Consider the following 18,140-nt stretch of genomic DNA (forward strand, 5'->3'; position numbering starts at 1 on the left):
AGACCATCCGGTGGCGTGTCCTTGATTCCCGTTGTCCGGGAACCAGCCCGGGATTGTCCTTGATCGGTAACGGGCGCATCCTCGGGCCGCCGTTCCTCGTCCTGCCAGGTGGTCGCAGGTTGACCAAGGAATCGGCGAGCAACTGCGGGAAAGCGGGACGGACATGACACGGCACGGCGGCGGGCGTAGCTGGTACGGCAAGGTGCTCGGCGCGGCGCTCGGGGTGACGTTGCTCGCCGCCGGGGCCTCGATGTGGACCGCGCAGGCCGGTTCCCTGGGCGGCTCGTCGCCGAAGGCAAGCGCGTCGACCACGGCGGGCAGTGCCGTGAAGCCGGTGGACGTGACCATCGTGCACGCGTCGGACGCGGGGGCGCACGGCGTCAACGTCACCATCGACGACGGGCCCGACCCGGTGTGGACCCCCCAAGTCCTGGACGTACTGCGGGAGTACGGGGTGAAGGCCACGTTCTGCATGGTGGGGACGCAGGCGCAGGCCCACCCGGACCTCGTGAAGAAGGTGGTCGCGGCCGGGCACCGGCTGTGCGACCACTCGGTGTCGCACGACACCACCATGGACAAGAAGCCCGAGGCCTACCAGTCGGCACAGATCCTCGACGCCGAACGCATGATCACCGAGGCGTCCGGTGGTGTACGGCCGATGTACTACCGGGCGCCGGGCGGGGCCTTCACCCCGTACAGCCGCAAGCTCGCCGCCTCCCACGGCATGCGCCCGCTGGGGTGGAACGTGGACACCAAGGACTTCGAGCAGCCGGGCACGGACGCCATCGTCGCCACGGTCGAACGGGAACTCCCCAGCGGCCCGACGCTCCTCTTCCATGACGCGGGCGGCGACCGCTCCCAGACCGTCGAGGCCCTGCGCGTGATCCTCCCCCGGCTCAAGGAGCAGGGCTACTCCTTCGGCTTCCCGGTGCGCTGAGGGAAGGTTCCTGGAACGCGCTTCCGGGATGCCGGGGCGGCAGCGTCTGAGCCGGGCGTACGGCCCGGGTGGTCACAGCAGTTCGGGCTGCGGTCGCCGCTGCCGCGCCGGGGCGGTCACCGGTTCCCAGCCGCCCACGGTCCGGACGTAGCCGTAGATCACCGAGGCCATCACCAGCAGGAGCAGCGGGCCGGCGGCCCACGGGTACTCGGCCATCTCCCAGGGCAGCCAGCGGTACGACACCAGGAGTGCGGCGAAGACCGCGGCGCTGTAGGCGGTCAGCCGGAGCCCGGAGCGGTCCCAGCCGCGGTCGTACGAGCGCAGTGCCGCCTCGACCGTGAGGGTGAACACCACACCGGCGATCAGGTCCACGCCGTAGTGGTAGCCGAATCCCAGCGTCGCGCAGAGGGTGGCGACCAGCCAGAACGTGCCCGCCCAGCGCAGGACGCGCGGGCCCTTGCGGGAGTGGACGAAGATCGCGGTGGCCCACGCCGTGTGCAGGCTGGGCATGCAGTTGCGCGGGGTGATCTCGTCGAACGGGACGGAGTGCGGGACGGTGAGCGGCGGCGGGGTCCGCGGCCACAGGTCGGCCACCGCCCAGTGCGCGCTGGGCGGCATCCGCGGCGCCCACAGGCTGACCGACGCCCAGTGCTCGGTCCCGGTGCCGTAGGCGAAGACCGGGCCGACCACCGGGAAGACCAGGTAGACGGCCGGTCCGAGCAGGCCTATCACCAGGAACGTGCGGACCAGGTGGTGGCGCGGGAATTGGCGCTCGGACGCCACATCGCGCAGTTGGTACAGCGCGACGACGACCGCGGCCAGCGCGAGCTGGCCGTAGACGACGTCGAGGAAGTTGAAGCCGATCGCGCCGGTGGCCGTGACGATCCGGCCCATCACCCACGACGGATCGCCCAGCGCGCGGTCGGCCAACGCCAGGTACGGGTCGAGTACGGCGGGACGGGTCTTGGAGGTGAGGAGCAGCCAGGTATCACCGGTCTTGCGGCCGGCCACCAGCAGCAGTCCCAGGCCGACGCCCTTCAGCAGCAGGACGCGTTCCGCTCCGGTGCGGCGGGTGAGGGCGACGACCGCGCAGCCCAGGATCACCCACAGCGCGCCGTTGCCGAAGGGATGGCCGTGGGTCACCACGATGCCGCACACCGAGCGGACCACGAAGAAGGCGATGTCGATGCCGATCGCGGCACCGAGCGCGAGGAACCGCTGCCGCCAGGTGAGGACCACCATCGTCAGGGAGAGACCGGCGTACAACAGCGGGCCCGACTTGGGCGGGCACACGAACTCCCGCAGCTGGGTGGTCACCGGCCCCGGCAGGCCGTAGTGACGCGCGGCGAACTCCATCGCCAGAAAGCAACCGAGCACCACGGCACCCGCTGCGGCCCAGAATCTGGGTATTCGTCTCAATTTCATCTCTCCCGAAGAGCCGCCCGTCCGTCTGGAGAAGATGGACGGATCGCGCTCCGGGTTGCGGAGGGGTGCTCAGTTGGTGAACGTGCGGTGCAGCGTATGACATGTCGAAGACAACGCACAGCGGGTATACAGCGGCCCCCTGGCTAGTCTTCGGATGTGACGACCGAGCTGGTCCTGCTGTCCCGGGTCACCCTGCGCGGGCGGGAGATCACCGCGCCCCGGCTGCGCGGACTGCTCGCCCTGCTCGCGGAGAACCTGCGGACCGGCTGCAGCACGGGCCGGCTGGTCCGTCCAGGTCCGCGCCAAGGCCGATCCGGACGTGGATGACGACACCCGCGACGGTGGGAAATCTGTTGGAGCAGCGCCACATTTGCGGAGGCACCGACGTTAGGGTTGTGACCACCTGGGCGCTGCCCGGCACCGCTCGGGCAGCGCGGTGCCGGGGCCCCGGCCCCTCGCACCCCCGAAACGAAGGTGCCATGCCCGCCGAGACCTCCCCCGCCGACCACCTCGATGACGACGACTACCCCGCGTACACGATGGGGCGGGCCGCCGACATCCTGGGCACCACCCCTGCCTTCCTCCGGGCCATCGGCGAGGCGAAGCTGATCACGCCGCTGCGCTCGGAGGGCGGTCACCGCAGGTACTCCCGCGGCCAGTTGCGCATCGCCGCCCGGGCCCGCGAACTCGTCGGCCAGGGCACCCCCATCGAGGCGGTTTGCCGCATCATCGTCCTGGAGGACCGGCTCGAAGCGGCCCTGCGCCTCAACGAGGAAATGCGCCGGGAACTGGGCGACCGGCCCGGCGGGGAGCGGACCGGGCGCGACAGATAACTGTCACGGCCGCGACAGAATCACGCACGGGGCGCAGCGAGATTTTCGGACTGATCGACACGGGAATTGCGGACCACGTGGATCGGCCCACCTACGGTGTGTTACCGTGATAAAGGTTGCAGTTTTGGTTTCCGGAGATTCTGTATTTCCTCCGGCGTCTTTCCGGGTCTTCCGGAGGGGTGATCATCGCGGCGACTCGGAGACCGCACAGGGCGGCCTCCCGGCACTGCCCCTAAGGGAGATTCAATATGGCATCTGGCACCGTGAAGTGGTTCAACGCGGAAAAGGGCTTCGGCTTCATTGAGCAGGACGGCGGCGGCGCCGACGTGTTCGCGCACTACTCGAACATCGCCACCTCCGGCTTCCGCGAGCTTCAGGAAGGCCAGAAGGTGACCTTCGACGTCACGCAGGGCCAGAAGGGCCCGCAGGCCGAGAACATCGTTCCCGCCTGACGCTTGACGCGTTCTTAACGGTCGGGGCCCGCACTCCTGGGTGTGGGCCCCGACCTATTGCCTGAACCCTTTATTTCCGCGCTTTTTCCCGACTCATTCCCGGGAATTTCCAAGCGGTTTCCCCCACCGGCACTTTCCGTCTCCGTTCGACCGCTCCCCGTGGAGGCACCATGCGCATCGTCATCGCACGTTTTCCCTTCGACCTGACCATGGGCGAGGTCGAAAGGTCGATGGAGGGCGTCGAGCCCGAACCCGCCACCGGCATGTGTGTGACCGTCGGCCCCCACGTCTACCCGGTCAAGCAGGTCGGCCAGGTGATCACCCGGCAGGACCGCCGCGACTTCACCGCGAACGAGGTGGCCAGGGCCCTCACCCGGCTCGGCTTCACCTGCCACGAGAACCACCCGCCCCGCCCTGAGGCCTTCAACGACCCGTCGGCGTCCCTCCCCTGGGCGGACACCCCGCTGGGCTGACGTTGCCGAACGGCTCATCGCTCCCCTTCCGTTCCCCGTCCCCGCCACCCCGTGCAAGACTGCGGCTCCTCACGGCAGCGCCGCCGTGTTCCTCCTGTCATCGCTTGAGCGGGAACCTTCGCGGCGGGACGCTGGGAGCATGGACAGCAGGGGCGGCACTTCCGGAGGCACCGTGGCGGGACGCGTACCCGAGGACCTGGCGGTCGTCGTCGACGGCGACGGGACGGTCACGGTGTGGAGCGCGGGTGCCCAGCAGCTGGTCGGGTACGAGGCCGCCGAGGTCGTGGGACGTCCGGCGGCCGGACTGCTCGCCGCCGAGCTGCCCGAGTCCGCGCGACGCCATGTGGCCGCCGGCCGGCGGTGGTCCACCGAGGTGGCGCTGCGGCACCGCGACGGCGCCCGTGTGGTCGTACGGCTGAAGGCGACACCGCTCGCGGACGGCGACGGCGCGCGGCCCTGGCTGGTGACCGCCGCAGCCCCGGAGCATTTCGCCGGGCCCGCCGAGCCGGCCGCCGAGGCCCTGTGGGACCTCACCCTCGCGCAGCTCCCCGTGCCGGTTGCCATCTACGACCGCGAGGCCCGGCTGGTGTCGGCCAACGAGGTCATGACCCAGGTGATGGGCCGGACCGTGGCCGAGATGCGCGGTCTGACCCTGTGGGAGATCGAGCCGAACCCGCCCTTCGACGAGTACCACCGTCTCCAGCGGCAGGTCCTGCGCACGGGCGAGACGGTGCTCCACGAGAACTACGGGCAGGCCCCCGGCGAGGTGCGCGGGCACGCCTGGTCGATGTTCCTGTCGCCGCTGAAGGACGCGAGCGGCACGGTCCAGGGCCTGTCCGCGGCCGTCTTCGACACCACCGAGCAGTACTGGGCGCGCCGCCGCCTGGCCGTCCTCAACGACGCCAGCCTCCGCATCGGCAGCGCCCTGGACGTGACCCGGACCGCCGAGGAGCTGGCCGAGGTGGCCGTCACGGGCTTCGCGGACTTCGTCACCGTGGATCTGCTGGAGTCGGTGGCTCTCGGCGACGAACCGGAACCGGTGCAGCCGACCTGTCCGGTCACCCTACGGCGCACCGCGCAGCGGTCCGTCCTCGACGGCTGCCCGGAGTCGGTGGTCCCGTCCGGTGAGACCACGTTCTACCCGGTGGACACGCCCCCGATGCGGGCCCTGATCGCCGGCCGCGGCACCCTGCCGAAGCCCGGGGACCCTGGGATGCGGAGGTGGATCGAGTCGTCCCGGGGCCGTGCCGAGTCCGTCGCCAAGTACATGATCCACTCGACGATGATGGTGCCGCTGCGGGCCCGCGGGGTCACCCTGGGCCTGGTGCACTTCCTTCGCCACCGTACGACGGAGCCCTTCAGCGAGGACGACCTGCTGCTCGCGGAGGAGATCGCCGCGAGAGCGGCGGTGAGCGTGGACAACGCCCGCCGCTACACCCACGAGCGCCGCACCGCGCTCACCCTCCAGCGCAGCCTGCTCCCCGACCGCCCGCCGGACCTCGCGGCGATGGAGGTGGCGTACCGCTACCTCCCCGCGGGCTCCGGGGCGGACATCGGCGGCGACTGGTTCGACGTCATCCCTCTCTCCGGCACCCGGGTCGCCCTGGTCGTCGGCGACGTGGTCGGCCACGGCATCCACGCCTCGGCGACGATGGGCCGCCTGCGCACGGCCGTACGCACGCTGGCGGACGTGGACCTGGCCCCCGACGAACTGCTCACCCAGCTGGACGACCTGGTCGTACGGCTGGACCGGGAGGAGGGGCCGGAGGCTCGGGGGCGGGGCGCGGAGGTCGCCGCCACGTCCGGTGAGGTGGGGGCCACCTGCGTGTACGCCGTCTACGACCCGGTGTCGCGCCGCTGCACCATGGCCCGCGCCGGCCACCCGCCGCCCGCCGTGGTCACCCCCGACGGCGACGTCCGTTTCCTGGACCTGCCGTCCGGCCCGCCCCTCGGCCTCGGGGGCCTGCCGTTCGAGTCCGTCGAGATGGAACTGGAGGAGGGCAGCCTGCTCGCCCTCTACACCGACGGCCTTGTCGAGGCCGCCGACCGCGACATCGAGGTCGGCCTGGACCTGCTGCGCGGGGCACTCGCCGACAAGGCGGGCCCACTGGAGGAGACCTGCGACGACGTCCTGCGTACCGTCCTGCCGGTCCGCCCGGCCGACGACATCGTCCTGATGCTGGCCCGCACCTCCGCCCTGGACCGGGCAAAGGTCCGCACCTGGCAGCTCCCCCGCGACCCGGCGGCGGTGGCGCGGGCCCGGAAGTCGGCGAGTGAGCAGGTCACGGCGTGGGGCCTGGGCGAAGCGGCCTTCGCGGCGGAACTGATCGTCAGCGAACTGGTCACCAACGCGGTCCGCTACGGCGCCGACCCGGTCGTCCTGCGCCTGATCCGCGACTCGACCCTGATCTGCGAGGTCTCGGACGGCAGCAGCACGGCTCCGCATCTGCGGCGGGCACGGGTGTTCGACGAGGGCGGGCGGGGGCTGCTGCTGGTCGCCCAGATGGCGGAGAGGTGGGGGAGCCGGCAGACGGCGACCGGGAAGACGATTTGGGCGGAGCTGGGGTTGCCCGGGGAGTGAGGGTGCGGGGGAGCAGATCGCGGGTCTTGTCGGAGTCGTAACCGGCGTCCAGGTGGAGCGGGATGTTGTCGGTACCGGTCTGAGGTCGTCCAGGCGGTCCAGGGCCGGTGCGAGCAGCGGGGAGTCGTGGCGGTTGGCGCCAGCCAGAACACGGCAAGCCTCCACCGATCCCGGAGCGGTTCACACTTCCGCCTGGAGCAGTACCTGCGCGAGGTCGAGCGAGCGTACGCGACGCTGGAAGGCTGCGTTGGATCGACAACGAGCCGCCATCAGTGGCAGCTTCGCCGCTGTACTGACCCGGACGATGCGCTCCGATACGGTCCTGGGCCATGGCACATGGCGGCGGCGTGCCGGAGAAGGTGGCGTGGGTTCTGGTTCGGGACGAGCGGGTGCTGGTGACACGTAGTCACGGCAGAGATCGCTTCTACTTCCCGGGCGGTCATCGTGAGCCGGGCGAGTCCGACAGCGAGACCCTGGTGCGGGAGATCGACGAGGAACTGCGGGCGGTGATCGACCCGGGTCTCGGCCGTCGACGAGATGGTCTTCGACGCGCTGTACGAGGCCGGGCGGCTCACTTGATGCCACGGCCTGCACAGCACGAAACAAAGAAGTCAGTCCGTCAGATCCGTCCATGAACGCAGGTGAAAGAGGCAGGTTCGACGGGTGTCAGTCGTCGTCAGCGAGGAGGTCAGCTATCGCGCCAGCGATAGCTTCGGGCTGCTCGTCGGGGATGAAGCGGCCGGCGTCGGGCACGACGATTGGGGTGGTGTTGTCGGCCCATGGACTGATGGAGGCGGCCATGTCCGGAACGGAGCCGTGGGGTTGAGTTCGAGGCGTGCGCGGTGCTGGTGCCAACGGGCTCGGCCCCGGTGGCTTCGTCGCCCATCGGACCAGGCCAGGTAGATCGACGCCGGCTGTCATGTCATGGCTTCGCGTCGAAGGACCCGTGAGTGCCGAGAACGTGCCCCGGGCCGAGGTGAACGGCGCGGACGAACACCTTCGTGTCCGCGCCGTTCCCCCAAGCCGCGCCCAGGCTCAGTTCAGGGCGTCCTCCACACTGTTCTGCCAGTACGTGACGGAGGCGGCGCTGTTGAAGTAGACCCCGCCGTGCGGCAGCTTCAGGGTCTTCTCCGCACCGACCGAGCCGTTCATCGCCCGGTTGGAGAAGAAGACGCCGAGTGTCTTGGCCTTGTAGGTGTGGACACCGTCGGGCGTGTACGTCCCGATGCCCGCGTAGGCGGACTCCCCCGGTGCGAGGGTGACCACCGCCTGCGGGATGGAGTTCCTGTCCCACACCAGGGAGGACTGGGCGCCGGCGCCGGCCCGCAGATAGGGAGCACCGTAGGCGTAGCACGGCTTGCTGCTGGTGTTGGTGGCCTTCAGCAGCAGGTGGTTGATGGGCCGGGTCACCGGGGTGACGGTCACCTTGGTCTTGGCCGTGGTGCAGGCGGTGATCGCGGTGGCCTTCTTGGGCGCGGCGTCGGCGGACTGGGCCGCCGCCTGTACACCGGCCAGTGCGAGCACGGCGACGAGGACGGACGGGGCGGCCGCACGGGCGGCGCGGCGGTGGGAGATACGCATGGAAGGACCACTTTCTGTGAACGTGCCATGGAGTACTGCCTGAGGTGAGGTCGTCCGGCGGCGCGCGGCGCCGACTGCTCGGACGGACATGTCGAGCGAGGCGGCACCGCGGTCGGCGGTGTGCGGCCTGCTCCGACGGCTCAAGACTGTGCCCCAGGTCGTCCCAGGCACCAGCTCAGCCGATGATCATGGGACGCTGGAACGCCCAAACAAGTCCTGACCTGCGGCATCCCAGTCCGCTTGGAACGCCGAACGGAACGTTCGAACCGTGGCGGGAGCGGCAAATGGTCCACGAAATGAGCGGTTTCGGCGGAGATACTCGTCCTCCAGTGACGCCTGAGGGCTCGTTGATGCAAGGCAGCCGGACTCGCTGACATCTCTCGCACGCGTAGGAGGCGGAGGGACTCGGCGACGGCGATACCGCGCCCGGCCCCCATCCCGGTCCCGGTCCCGTGAACCCCTCGTGATCATGTCACCAAGCTGTGACGACGCTGTCCGCAAACGATGGCGTCGGGATCCCTTCGGCTCGTAGGCCCCTCATATTGATCGAGCAGCACAGAGACGCCGGAAACGATCCGGCCTCCACCAACCTATGAGCAGGGGAATTTCATGTCCGGTAACCGTCGTAAGGCCTTCCTCGTCGCCGCGGCCGTGGGTGGCGCCATGCTGATGACCGCGTGCCAGGGCGGGGGCGGGGGCACGGACGCCGGCTCCAGCACCGTGCAGGAGTCTTCGTCCACCACGCCCGTCAGCCAGAAGGTCACCCCGACCAGCTCGTCCGGCTCATCCGGCTCGTCCGGTTCATCCGGTTCCTCCGGTTCGTCCACCACGGGCGGCGGCCAGAGCAGCGGCGAGGACACCCAGTCCGACAACGGCTCCGGCGTCGACACCGGTAACGGCCAGCGGGAGCAGGTCGAGCAGGGCTGTGGGGCCAATGACATCTCCTGGAGCACCAGGGACGAGACCCAGGCCGGTGGATACATTCTGGTCATGGCGAAGGCGAACCCGGGGATCAGTTGCTACCTGCCCGCCGCGCTGCCGACCGTGGCGTTCGGGTCCGACGGCACCGAGGCCGGTCCCGCCGAGCAGTCCGTCGGGGAGCAGATCAAGCTGAGCGGGAACACCGTCGCCTACGCCGGGGTCAACCCCAAGACCACCAACAACAACGACGGCAAGGAGCTCGACAGCATCATCGTCGCCATCGGAGACGACGACCCCAACCCCGTCTCCCTGAAGACCGGCGCCATCACCGTCGACAAGCCCATCGTCACCAACTGGCACACCGACCCGGCCGACGCCGTTCCGTTCAGCTGAACAGGCCACGACCGCACCGCGGACGGACCGGACGGCCTTCGGAGTACGGTCAGTTCACCAGGGCCCGGTCACGGGCCTCGTGGACGATGCGGTCGGCTGTTTCGGCCGGGGTGAGGCTCGCGGTGTCGAACCACCAGCCGGTGTCGCCGAGTTCGTGCTTCATGCCGGCGTCGAGGGCGTCGTACCCGTCGAAGTCGAAGCGTTCCCGTGGGGCTCGCAGGGAGTTGCGGGACCGGCAGGCCTCGATGCCCGGCGTGAGGACAACGAACAGGACCTCGCGCGGCGTGAGGAGGTCCAGGAAGAAGTCCAGTTCCTCGCGGGAGGGGATCACCGCATCGATCAGTGGCGTGAAGCCGGCCTCGGCGAAGTTGTTCGCCAGCGCGCACAGGTTGCGGTGCAACAGCTCCACCTGGCGCGCTGCTTCGTCGGCGGGCTCGCCCAGGGCCCAGACGAAACCGTTGACGATCATTCGGTTGAGCTCGTCACCGTCGAGCCGGGCGGAACGTGCCAGCCGCTCGGCGACGAGCCTGGTCACGGTCGACTTTCCGGCCCCCGGCATCCCCGTCACGATCAGGCAGCTGGACACCCCGGTGGCATTCACGCTCGCGATGGTCCCAGCGGGGCCATCTGGCGGCAAACGTATTTCGAGGCGCTCTCCGTCGGCTGGGGTACTACACCACCTCGGTGGCGAACAGTTCAAGGTGCCCGCACTTGGGGCAGCGGAACGCCACCACCTGTCGCCGAGGCCGGCCCATCCGCTTGGCTCCCCCGAACATCCCCCGCTCCAACGCGCCCTCGATCCACCGCGCGTACCCGCGCGCGCCCTCGCCGGAGTCCTCGATGAATCCCTCCACCAGGCCGACGGTGCCGCAATGAGTGCACGTGTAGTCGTTCATCCCGCGAGTGTAGGAAACGGTGACGGTCCGTTCTGCGGCCGCCTACCCATTGGCAGTGCCGCCGCGGTACGCCGACCCGGGCGGCCGCACGGCGGTCTGCCGAGGCGGGGGCGGCCTCCGGATGGTGGTCGCCCCCGTGACCGCCCGCCCTATGCCGTCGCCGCCGCGAGCACCGGCTGTGGTGCCCTCGCCACGTGTGCCCTGCGCAGGAAGGGTTTCTCGATGGCGTAGTAGGAGAGCAGCGCCATCAGCAGGGTGAGGACCGCCGTGGCGGCCAGCCGTCCCTCCTTGACGCCGAGGGAGGCGAGCAGCCGTACGACCGGGTAGTGCCACAGATAGATGCCGTAGCTCAGATTGCGGCCCACCCAGGCGAGCGGGGTCATGGCCAGCAGCCGGGACAGCCATCCCTCGGGGCGCAGTTCGAGCGCCGCGACCAGCGTGGCGGACAGGGCCGCCACCGCCAGGAAGCCGACCGTGTACCAGGCGGCCGTCCAGATGCCGAGGTCCTCGGTCACCGGCACCTGCCAGGCCACGAGCCCCAGCAGCCCGAGCGCCGGCCAGGCGAGCCGCCCGGCCCAGGTGCGCAGAAGCGCGAGGCGCGGGTCGTCGGCCCGTAGCCGTGCCAGGACGACGGCGACCAGGGCGCCGGCCAGCAGCTGGTCGGCGCGGGTGTCGGTGCCGTTGTAGATGCGGTGGGCCGCGTCGGGGTTCCACAGGACGCAGCGCCACAGCAGCGGCAGCACGCACAGGGCCGCCGTGCAGAGGAGGACCGTACGGGCCCGGCACCGTCGCAGGAGGAAGAGCAGGGCGAGCGGCCACAGCAGGTAGAACTGCTCCTCGACGCCCAGCGACCAGGTGTGCGCGAGCGGGCTGGTGAGGTCGGAGTAGGGGCCCGACTCCATGGCCCGTACGACATTGGTGAGGAAGGCCGCCGACAGGCCCGCGGCCTGCAGCGAACCGTCGAAGCCCCACAGCGAGGTGGTCAGGGACAGCACCGCGCAGACCGCGCACAGGGCCAGCAGCGCGGGGACAAGCCGCAGCCAGCGGCGCCGGTAGAAGGACATCAGGGAGATGCCGCCGCGGCGGACGTACTCGGCGAGCAGCAGGCGGGTGATGACGAAACCGCTGATGGTGAAGAAGACGTCCACGGCGACCGCGCCGCCGGGCAGCACGTCGGGCTCCACGTGATGGACGATGACCAGCGCGACCGCGAGGGTCCGCAGTCCGTCCAGACCGCTCACCCGGCCGCTGCGGGCCACCGCGGACGGAAAACCCCGGCTCGCACGTGGTGCGACCGGGGCCGCGGGTCTACGGACGCCGACCGCCGTATCCGCTCCTTCCCGCTCCGCTTCCGCCACGTCCGTCGAGTCCGGTGCCTTCGCCATGAAAGAGATCGCTTCTCACCTGCCGCTGATTCGAGTAATCCCGGAGCGCCTAACCGGAAAACACGCTCGCATGCCTCTCTGGGCATGGGCTGTGCCGAATCACGGCAGGATCACAGCACGCACACAGGGTGCCCTTAGGCGCACGCGACACCGTCCCCGTATGCCTGCCGCCCGTGGAATCCGCCAGGGCACGCTGCGCGTGCTGATCGTCGACGACGAGCCCGAACTCACCGAGCTGCTGTCGTGGGCCGTCACCGACGCGGGCTGGCAGCCCTTCCTGGCCGGGAACGGCCGCAGCGCCGTCACCCTCGCCCGCAGCTGCGCGCCGCACGCCGTCGTCCTGGACGGGATGCTGCCCGACCTGGACGGCCTGCACGTGCTGCGCCGACTGCGCTACGAGAACGCCCGCCTGCCCGTCCTCATGCTCACCGCCCGTGACGCTCTGGAACACCGCCTCGACGGACTGTCGGCGGGCGCGGACGACTACGTCACCAAGCCCTTCTCCCTGGAGGAGGTCATGCTGCGGCTGCGCGCCCTGCTGCGCCGCGCCGGTGCCGAGCAGGAGGCCGCCGACGAGGCGGTACGGGTGCTCGGCGATCTCGTGCTGGCGGAGAGGACCCGCCAGGTGCAGCGGGACGGGGTGCCGGTCGCGCTCACCGCGAAGGAGTTCGACCTGCTGCACTACCTGATGCGGCACCCGCACCAGGTGCTCAGCAAGGCGCAGATCCTGGCCGAGGTCTGGAACAGCTCCTTCGACAGCGAGGGAAACCTGGTCGAGGTGTACATCTACGGCCTGCGCGCGAAGATCGACAAGGGGCGGGCGCCGATGATCCACACGGTGCGCGGTGCCGGATACGTCCTCAGGGCGGCGGACGGCGCGACATGAGGCTCCTGGGACGCGGCGGTATGTCGCTGCGGGCGCGGCTGGTGCTGTTCACCACGGCCGCGCTGGCTGTCGTCTGCGTGACGATGGCCCTCACCACGGTCCTCGTGCAGCGGGCCCATCTGCTGGACGACCTGGACCAGCGGGTACGGGACGCCGCCGCGCGCAGTCAGGGCGGGGCCCGCTTCCGGGGCGGGGCCGCCACCGACCTGAGCTTCCTGGAGGAGCAGGGGCAGCCCGCCGGCACCGTCGCCGCGCGCGTCGAGGGCGGAGAGGTCACCGTCGCCCAGGTGGTCGCGAAGGGCGGCGCCCGCCGGAGCCTCACCGCCGCCCAGCGCACCGCCCTGGCCGGGATCCCCGCGGACGGCACCCTGCGCACCCGGACCGTCCCCGGCCTCGGCACCTACCGCGTGGCCTCCGTGAGCGCCGACGACGCCGCCGTCCTGGCCGCGCTCCCCATGGACGCCGTACAGGACACGGTGCACCATCTGATCGTCACCGAGACGGTGATCGCCGCGGTCGGCCTCGCGGTCGCGGGCTGCGTCTGCGCGGTGGTCATACGGCGGCAGCTGCGCCCCCTCGGCAGGGTGGCCGCCACCGCCGCCGAGGTCGCGCGGGCCCCGCTGGACCGCGGCGAGGTCACGGGCCTCACCCGGGTCCCGGCGGGCGACACCGACTCCGGCACCGAGGCCGGTCAGGTGGGCGCCGCGTTGAACCACCTGATCGACAGGGTGGAGTCGGCGATGGCCCAGCGGCAGCACAGCGAGGACCGCATGCGCCGCTTCCTCGCCGACGCCAGCCACGAACTGCGCACCCCGCTCGCCTCCATCGCCGGGTACGCCGAGCTGATGCACCGGGGCGCGGCCCGTATCGAGCCCGACGTCGCCTGGCGCCGGGTCTCCGCGCAGTCGGCCCGGATGACCGGGCTCGTCGAGGACCTGCTGCTGCTCGCCCGGCTCGACGAGGGACGGCCCCTTGAGGCGGTGGAGGTCAACCTCGCGACGCTGGTCGCGGAGGCGGTGTGGGACGGGCGGGCGGCGGGCGACGACCACGACTGGCGGCTCGCCCTGCACCTCGACGTACCGGCCACGGTGACGGGCGACCCGGCCCGGCTCACCCAGGTCGTGGCGAACCTGCTGGCCAACGCGCGCCAGCACACCCCGCCGGGCACCCGGATCACGGTCGCGCTGGAGGCCACGCGCGCGTGCTGCGCGATCCGGGTCCGCGACGACGGCCCCGGCATCCCGCCGGCCGTGCTGCCGTCCGTCTTCGAACGCTTCACCCGCGCGGACGCCTCCCGCAGCCGCGGGCAGGGTGGCGGGGGCGCCGGTCTCGGTCTCGCCATCGCGGCGGCCATCGCGCAGGCGCACGGCGGCCGGATCGACGTGACGAGCGAGCCGGGGCGTACGGAGTTCACGGTGACGCTGCCGACGGCGGGCTGAGCCTTCCCTGGGCAGGCACAGGTGCGCGGATCAGCTGTGCCGTACGCGTTCCCGAGGGGAGAAGTGGTTCGGGGCACCATCGTCGAGGCCTTCACGGGCCGGGTGAAGGCGGACGTGGCGAAGGTACGGCCGGCGGAGGTCCGCTCCCACCTCTCGGACACCTGTGTCACCTGGGTCGGCGGCACGGACGACGGTGGTGTGGGGCGCGGTCGACTGCCGGGGCACGGGGCCGCCGGCCGGCGCGTAGGGCGCGAGCCAGGGTGACGGGCCGACGCAGAAGCACGTCAGGCAGCACTGCATGGCCTCGCCGCACCACAGGTGAGGCGGGTTCCCGTCATGGCGGAGGGTCGTACCCAGGTGGGTGCGGCCCTTTCGTCTTCGCTGAGCGGTGCGCTGAGCTAAGCCGCTTCTGGCCGGGGGAAGGTCTCGTCCTGGTCCTCTTCCTCCCCGAAGTCCGGGGCCTGGAAGGGGTTGGTGGTCGGACGCGGAAGGTCGGCCGGGGAGCGGTGGGGCTGTCCTTCCGGGGCGGAGAACAGCGAGGTGGGGTCGATGAGAGGGGGTCCTTTCTCCTACAGCTTGGTCATCTTGGAGTACGGGCTCAGGATCCGCATCTGCGTCGAGCCGAAATCCACGAGCACCGCGATTCCGTCCTCGACGCCGATCACTCGGCCGAGACCGTACATGTCGTGCGTGACCTGGTCGCCCATGGCGAAGTGCTTGGGAGCGGGGGCGACCGGGGCCTTGAAGGGACTGGTGGGCAAATGACGCTTCGGTGCAGCAGGTTTAGTCATCCTCCTCAGTATGCGCCTACGGCGGTCCGGTCCGCGCCGCCTGTCCACGACTCAGTGCCGAGACCGGGGCGCTGACTCGTGTAGCGGTGATGCTGTGGGGCGCGGGTGTGATGTGTCACACACGGCACCCCAGCACGGTCCGTGCCCTCCCGACCGATCAAGAAGTCGGTAAGAACCGCCCTCCACGCGCTCCCCGACCACAACCTTCCGCCCAGCCGTCTCGTCCAACTCGCGCCCGGCACCGGATCACCGTGCCGGGGTCCTTCTGTCCCAGCTGGGGGATGTAATGAGTTCTGTCTCCGTAGGGCGTGCAATGCGTCGCGGGGCGTGTGTCGGGGTCGTGGGGGCGTTGGTCGTCGCCGGGGCCGCGTTCGCCGACGACTCGGCGCCGAGTGACGGCCTGGAGATCCAGGCGCCGTACGAGCAGGCGGTCACCGCCGCGCCCGCCGACGGCGGTGCGGCGCAGTACCGGTCGATCGCACTCGGGCTTCAGCACTACAACAGCGACTTCACCGTGACCGACGGCAAGCTGACCGTCGACGTCTCCGGGCTCACCGGGGTCGCCGAGGTGGAGTGGCCCGACAACTGCGTGCCCGATGACGCCGGTACCATCGCCGTCTGCGACACCGGTGACGTGCCGGTCCGCTACAGCCCCCAGGTGCAGCTGAGGCTGCGGGCCGCCGCCGGCGCCGCCGTGGGCGCGCAGGGCGCGATCGAGTACTCCGCCACGGCCACCGGCGGCCCCGACGGCACCCTCACCGCCCCGGAGTACTCCGCGGAGACCTTCGTGACCGTGGCATCCGGCCCCGACCTCGGCGTCACCGCCCCGCAGGACGTCACCGGCGTCGCGCCCGGCACCGACCTCACCGTGCCGTTCTCCGTCACCAACACCGGCAACGAGACCGCCCACGGCTTCAGCGTGAAGCTGTGGGCGACGTACGGCCTCGACGTCGCCACCCGCTACCCGGAGTGCGCCTACACCGGGCCGGACGACGACAGCCAGTACGCGCAGATGACGTACGTGACCTGTTCCTTCGACACCGATGTCGCGCCCGGTGCCACCGTGGAGCTGCCCGAGCCGCTGCGGCTCGCCGTGACCGGCCACGCGCTGTACGAGCGGTTCGACTACGAGGTCGAGCCTGGTGGCGACGTCGCCGACCTCGACACCTCGGACAACGGGCGCGCCTGGCACATCGACGCCGACAACACCGCCGACTTCGCCGTGCACGGCACCGAGGTGGGCGGTGCGGCCGGCGACACCGTCGCGGCCGGATTCCGCTTCGTCAACCGAGGGCCGGCCTGGGTCGCCGACGTCGCCTCCGGAGACCCGGTCCCCGCGATCGACTACTACCTCCCGCCGGGCACCACCGCCACCTCGGTGCCCAGCACCTGCCGCACCGCCTCGCCGTCCGCCGACGACCCGGCGGTCCCCCACTACGTCTGCACCCTGCCGACCTGGACCAGGCCCGACCTGAAGGTCGACTTCCCGTTCGAGCTGCGCGTCGACCAGGTCGTCCCCGACGCCACGGGCCGGGTCACCGTCCGTCCCTACGACGGCAGTTCGTCGTTCGCCTTCGACCCGCGCGAGAAGAACAACTCGGCCCGCGTCGTCGTCAACCCGACGTGACCTCGGTGACGGGGGCGGGCCCGCGGCCGGCCCCCTCACCCCCGTACGCTGCCCATCTCCGCCATGAACCCCGTCGGGTTGCTGTCGAAGCCCCGGATCAGCTCTCTGAGGTGCCACGCCCCGGACGCGTCCCTGGTGAACTCCGCGATCGTCGCGGCCGTGGCGTCGGCGACGCCCGCGAAGTCGTCGGCCAGCAACCGGCGGTAGCCCTCGACGACGAGCACCCCCGCGTGGGAGAGATCGCCGAAGGTGCGGGAGCCGCCGTTCTGGTGGATGGCGACGCCGACCACCACCCGCCCGTAGGCGGACGACAGGCGCTCGAACTCCAGCTCCATCACCTCGACGAAGCCGAGGCCGAGGCCGGTCTCGCTGTGCCGGGTCATGTTGATGGTGCCGTCCGGTGAGCGGCTCTCGGTGTGCACGACGTACTCCGGCCGCCCGTACGGGTCGCCCGCCGCGTAGGTCGCGGCGACGATGTCGAGATGCCGGGCCGGTTCCCCGTAGGGACTCGGATCCCACTTGAGCCGCACTTCGACCTTGCCAAGACCCGCACCAACCGCATGCATCAAGCCGCTCCCCGTCACCGCGCCCCGGGACCCTCCCGCATGCTGAAGTATGTGCTCTGATCAGCCTCTTGATACCTCACTGACGGTTATCTCCTGGTCAGATCTCGGCCAGGAAGCCGTCAGCCGTCCGCCGCTCCCGACCTGCGCCAGAGGTCGAGCATCTCCTCCGCGGCAGCGGGGGCCACGAGCAGCAACGGCTCGTTGTGGGCGGGGAGTTCGGGCAGCGCCACCGCTCCCGCCTCCTGTGCGATCAGCAGCGCCGGGAGGCCGTCCACCGCGTGGAACCCGCCGATCGCCGCCGCGGTCGCCCGGCCCGCCGCGACCTGGGCCAGCGAGAGCGCGGTGGAGCCCATCACCCGCACCGTGCAGTGCCGGTCGGCGAGTTCGGCGAGGAGGGCGTCCATGCCGGGCCAGTGGGCGTGCGCCGCCCACTCGGTGAGGAAGACATGGCCGGTGAGGGTGGTGTGGGCGGCCGCGTGTGTGCGGGTGCCGTTCAGATACGCCCCGCGGTCCCGGACCGCGGTGAACGTCTCGCCGCGCCACGGGTCCGCCACTACGCCGAGCAGCGGGGTGCCGTCGGGGGCGGCCAGGCCCAGTGAGAAGGAGCACCAGCCAAGGCCGTGGGCGTAGTTGGTGGTGCCGTCGACCGGGTCGACCACCCAGTGCGGGGCCCCGCCCGCGCCCTCGGTCGTGCCGTACTCCTCGCCCACGATCCCGTGGCCGGGGAAGGCCCGCCCGAGCACCTCGCGGACGTGTGTCTCCACCGCCTCGTCGGTGGCGGTCACGATGTCCGCGGGCCCGTCCTTCTCCCGCACCCCGGCTCCGGGGTCGCGCGGGCGCCTGATCGCCTCCGACGCCCAGGCCGCGAGCTCCGTCGCGACCTCCAGTGCCCGGTCGAGATCCACGTCAGCCATGCCGGTCACCCTACGGGCCCGGGACGCCGCGGCCGGTGAC

General features: G+C 71.0%; 20 protein-coding genes and 1 pseudogene. 12 read left to right on the forward strand and 9 right to left on the reverse strand.

The features are described 5' to 3' along the window. The first annotated feature begins 163 nt into the window (after window positions 1–163). Window positions 164–937, forward strand: a complete 774-nt coding sequence (locus ACI2L1_RS04525) for a polysaccharide deacetylase family protein (protein ID WP_404737822.1) — start codon at window positions 164–166, stop codon at window positions 935–937. Window positions 938–1,009: 72 nt separating this feature from the next. Here the strand turns inward: ACI2L1_RS04525 and ACI2L1_RS04530 are convergent, their stop codons facing one another. After that, window positions 1,010–2,362 (reverse strand): phosphatase PAP2 family protein, encoded by a 1,353-nt coding sequence (locus tag ACI2L1_RS04530; protein ID WP_404737823.1) that lies wholly within the window; start codon window positions 2,360–2,362, stop codon window positions 1,010–1,012. Window positions 2,363–2,518: 156 nt separating this feature from the next. Between ACI2L1_RS04530 and ACI2L1_RS04535 the strand changes: the two genes are divergently transcribed. From ACI2L1_RS04535 to ACI2L1_RS04560, 6 genes are all read left to right on the forward strand, one after another. Then, entirely contained in the window at window positions 2,519–2,689 is a 171-nt protein-coding gene (locus tag ACI2L1_RS04535) for a hypothetical protein (protein WP_404738131.1), read from the forward strand. 152 nt (window positions 2,690–2,841) lie between these two features. After that, entirely contained in the window at window positions 2,842–3,195 is a 354-nt protein-coding gene (locus tag ACI2L1_RS04540) for a MerR family transcriptional regulator (protein WP_404737824.1), read from the forward strand. Between the two features lie 248 nt (window positions 3,196–3,443). Then, window positions 3,444–3,647, forward strand: coding sequence for a cold-shock protein (locus ACI2L1_RS04545; RefSeq protein ID WP_007383480.1), 204 nt, complete (start codon window positions 3,444–3,446; stop codon window positions 3,645–3,647). Window positions 3,648–3,817: 170 nt separating this feature from the next. Further along, the gene (locus tag ACI2L1_RS04550; protein ID WP_404737825.1) at window positions 3,818–4,120 is read left to right on the forward strand and encodes an SCO5918 family protein; all 303 of its coding nucleotides are present in this window, start codon (window positions 3,818–3,820) and stop codon (window positions 4,118–4,120) included. Window positions 4,121–4,259: 139 nt separating this feature from the next. Then, window positions 4,260–6,701 carry a SpoIIE family protein phosphatase gene (locus tag ACI2L1_RS04555; protein WP_404737826.1) on the forward strand — a complete coding sequence of 814 codons (2,442 nt, stop codon included), beginning with the start codon at window positions 4,260–4,262 and terminating at the stop codon, window positions 6,699–6,701. Window positions 6,702–7,030: 329 nt separating this feature from the next. Then, window positions 7,031–7,336 carry an NUDIX domain-containing protein gene (locus ACI2L1_RS04560; protein ID WP_404737827.1) on the forward strand — a complete coding sequence of 102 codons (306 nt, stop codon included), beginning with the start codon at window positions 7,031–7,033 and terminating at the stop codon, window positions 7,334–7,336. A gap of 31 nt (window positions 7,337–7,367) precedes the next feature. Here ACI2L1_RS04560 and ACI2L1_RS04565 read toward each other — a convergent pair. Both ACI2L1_RS04565 and ACI2L1_RS04570 read right to left on the reverse strand, forming a co-directional pair. After that, a pseudogene (locus tag ACI2L1_RS04565) lies at window positions 7,368–7,520 on the reverse strand (alpha/beta hydrolase); the annotation flags it as partial. A gap of 216 nt (window positions 7,521–7,736) precedes the next feature. Next, window positions 7,737–8,282, reverse strand: a complete 546-nt coding sequence (locus tag ACI2L1_RS04570) for a DUF4232 domain-containing protein (RefSeq protein WP_404737828.1) — start codon at window positions 8,280–8,282, stop codon at window positions 7,737–7,739. Window positions 8,283–8,891: 609 nt separating this feature from the next. Between ACI2L1_RS04570 and ACI2L1_RS04575 the strand changes: the two genes are divergently transcribed. Continuing rightward, window positions 8,892–9,596, forward strand: a complete 705-nt coding sequence (locus tag ACI2L1_RS04575) for a hypothetical protein (protein WP_404737829.1) — start codon at window positions 8,892–8,894, stop codon at window positions 9,594–9,596. A gap of 49 nt (window positions 9,597–9,645) precedes the next feature. Here the strand turns inward: ACI2L1_RS04575 and ACI2L1_RS04580 are convergent, their stop codons facing one another. The 3 genes from ACI2L1_RS04580 to ACI2L1_RS04590 form a co-directional block, all read right to left on the reverse strand. Continuing rightward, window positions 9,646–10,197, reverse strand: a complete 552-nt coding sequence (locus ACI2L1_RS04580) for an AAA family ATPase (protein WP_404737830.1) — start codon at window positions 10,195–10,197, stop codon at window positions 9,646–9,648. Window positions 10,198–10,267: 70 nt separating this feature from the next. After that, window positions 10,268–10,492, reverse strand: coding sequence for a hypothetical protein (locus tag ACI2L1_RS04585; protein WP_404737831.1), 225 nt, complete (start codon window positions 10,490–10,492; stop codon window positions 10,268–10,270). Between the two features lie 149 nt (window positions 10,493–10,641). Then, window positions 10,642–11,877 carry an acyltransferase family protein gene (locus ACI2L1_RS04590; RefSeq protein ID WP_404737832.1) on the reverse strand — a complete coding sequence of 412 codons (1,236 nt, stop codon included), beginning with the start codon at window positions 11,875–11,877 and terminating at the stop codon, window positions 10,642–10,644. 160 nt (window positions 11,878–12,037) lie between these two features. Between ACI2L1_RS04590 and ACI2L1_RS04595 the strand changes: the two genes are divergently transcribed. The 3 genes from ACI2L1_RS04595 to ACI2L1_RS04605 all read left to right on the forward strand — a co-directional run bounded on the left by ACI2L1_RS04595 (window position 12,038) and on the right by ACI2L1_RS04605 (window position 14,466). Then, window positions 12,038–12,763, forward strand: a complete 726-nt coding sequence (locus ACI2L1_RS04595) for a response regulator transcription factor (protein ID WP_404737833.1) — start codon at window positions 12,038–12,040, stop codon at window positions 12,761–12,763. After that, entirely contained in the window at window positions 12,760–14,202 is a 1,443-nt protein-coding gene (locus ACI2L1_RS04600; RefSeq protein ID WP_404737834.1) for a sensor histidine kinase, read from the forward strand. Before ACI2L1_RS04595 ends, ACI2L1_RS04600 begins: the two co-directional genes overlap by 4 nt. Window positions 14,203–14,265: 63 nt before the next feature. Next, window positions 14,266–14,466 carry a hypothetical protein gene (locus ACI2L1_RS04605; protein WP_404737835.1) on the forward strand — a complete coding sequence of 67 codons (201 nt, stop codon included), beginning with the start codon at window positions 14,266–14,268 and terminating at the stop codon, window positions 14,464–14,466. A gap of 305 nt (window positions 14,467–14,771) precedes the next feature. Here the strand turns inward: ACI2L1_RS04605 and ACI2L1_RS04610 are convergent, their stop codons facing one another. Then, the gene (locus ACI2L1_RS04610) at window positions 14,772–14,993 is read right to left on the reverse strand and encodes a hypothetical protein (protein ID WP_404737836.1); all 222 of its coding nucleotides are present in this window, start codon (window positions 14,991–14,993) and stop codon (window positions 14,772–14,774) included. 286 nt (window positions 14,994–15,279) lie between these two features. Here ACI2L1_RS04610 and ACI2L1_RS04615 point away from each other — a divergent pair, with 286 nt between their 5' ends. Then, complete coding sequence (locus ACI2L1_RS04615; protein WP_404737837.1) at window positions 15,280–16,620, forward strand: hypothetical protein; 1,341 nt, start codon at window positions 15,280–15,282, stop codon at window positions 16,618–16,620. A gap of 35 nt (window positions 16,621–16,655) precedes the next feature. Here ACI2L1_RS04615 and ACI2L1_RS04620 read toward each other — a convergent pair whose 3' ends face one another. Continuing rightward, window positions 16,656–17,186, reverse strand: coding sequence for a TerD family protein (locus tag ACI2L1_RS04620; RefSeq protein ID WP_404737838.1), 531 nt, complete (start codon window positions 17,184–17,186; stop codon window positions 16,656–16,658). A 119-nt stretch (window positions 17,187–17,305) separates the two neighbouring features. After that, window positions 17,306–18,109 (reverse strand): inositol monophosphatase family protein, encoded by an 804-nt coding sequence (locus tag ACI2L1_RS04625; RefSeq protein ID WP_404737839.1) that lies wholly within the window; start codon window positions 18,107–18,109, stop codon window positions 17,306–17,308. Window positions 18,110–18,140 lie beyond the last annotated feature (31 nt).

Source organism: Streptomyces sp. NPDC019531 (genome assembly GCF_044903305.1).
Classification (GTDB): Bacteria; Actinomycetota; Actinomycetes; order Streptomycetales; family Streptomycetaceae; genus Streptomyces.

Excerpts from the sequence above, each read along its gene's own strand:
- ACI2L1_RS04525 (WP_404737822.1), top strand. The coding sequence starts at position 164 with ATGACACGGCACGGCGGCGGGCGTAGCTGGTACGGCAAGGTGCTCGGC.
- ACI2L1_RS04530 (WP_404737823.1), bottom strand. The coding sequence starts at position 2,362 with ATGAAATTGAGACGAATACCCAGATTCTGGGCCGCAGCGGGTGCCGTG.
- ACI2L1_RS04540 (WP_404737824.1), top strand. The coding sequence starts at position 2,842 with ATGCCCGCCGAGACCTCCCCCGCCGACCACCTCGATGACGACGACTAC.
- ACI2L1_RS04545 (WP_007383480.1), top strand. The coding sequence starts at position 3,444 with ATGGCATCTGGCACCGTGAAGTGGTTCAACGCGGAAAAGGGCTTCGGC.
- ACI2L1_RS04550 (WP_404737825.1), top strand. The coding sequence starts at position 3,818 with ATGCGCATCGTCATCGCACGTTTTCCCTTCGACCTGACCATGGGCGAG.
- ACI2L1_RS04555 (WP_404737826.1), top strand. The coding sequence starts at position 4,260 with ATGGACAGCAGGGGCGGCACTTCCGGAGGCACCGTGGCGGGACGCGTA.
- ACI2L1_RS04560 (WP_404737827.1), top strand. The coding sequence starts at position 7,031 with ATGGCACATGGCGGCGGCGTGCCGGAGAAGGTGGCGTGGGTTCTGGTT.
- ACI2L1_RS04570 (WP_404737828.1), bottom strand. The coding sequence starts at position 8,282 with ATGCGTATCTCCCACCGCCGCGCCGCCCGTGCGGCCGCCCCGTCCGTC.
- ACI2L1_RS04575 (WP_404737829.1), top strand. The coding sequence starts at position 8,892 with ATGTCCGGTAACCGTCGTAAGGCCTTCCTCGTCGCCGCGGCCGTGGGT.
- ACI2L1_RS04585 (WP_404737831.1), bottom strand. The coding sequence starts at position 10,492 with ATGAACGACTACACGTGCACTCATTGCGGCACCGTCGGCCTGGTGGAG.
- ACI2L1_RS04590 (WP_404737832.1), bottom strand. The coding sequence starts at position 11,877 with ATGGCGAAGGCACCGGACTCGACGGACGTGGCGGAAGCGGAGCGGGAA.
- ACI2L1_RS04595 (WP_404737833.1), top strand. The coding sequence starts at position 12,038 with ATGCCTGCCGCCCGTGGAATCCGCCAGGGCACGCTGCGCGTGCTGATC.
- ACI2L1_RS04600 (WP_404737834.1), top strand. The coding sequence starts at position 12,760 with ATGAGGCTCCTGGGACGCGGCGGTATGTCGCTGCGGGCGCGGCTGGTG.
- ACI2L1_RS04610 (WP_404737836.1), bottom strand. The coding sequence starts at position 14,993 with ATGACTAAACCTGCTGCACCGAAGCGTCATTTGCCCACCAGTCCCTTC.
- ACI2L1_RS04615 (WP_404737837.1), top strand. The coding sequence starts at position 15,280 with ATGAGTTCTGTCTCCGTAGGGCGTGCAATGCGTCGCGGGGCGTGTGTC.
- ACI2L1_RS04620 (WP_404737838.1), bottom strand. The coding sequence starts at position 17,186 with ATGCATGCGGTTGGTGCGGGTCTTGGCAAGGTCGAAGTGCGGCTCAAG.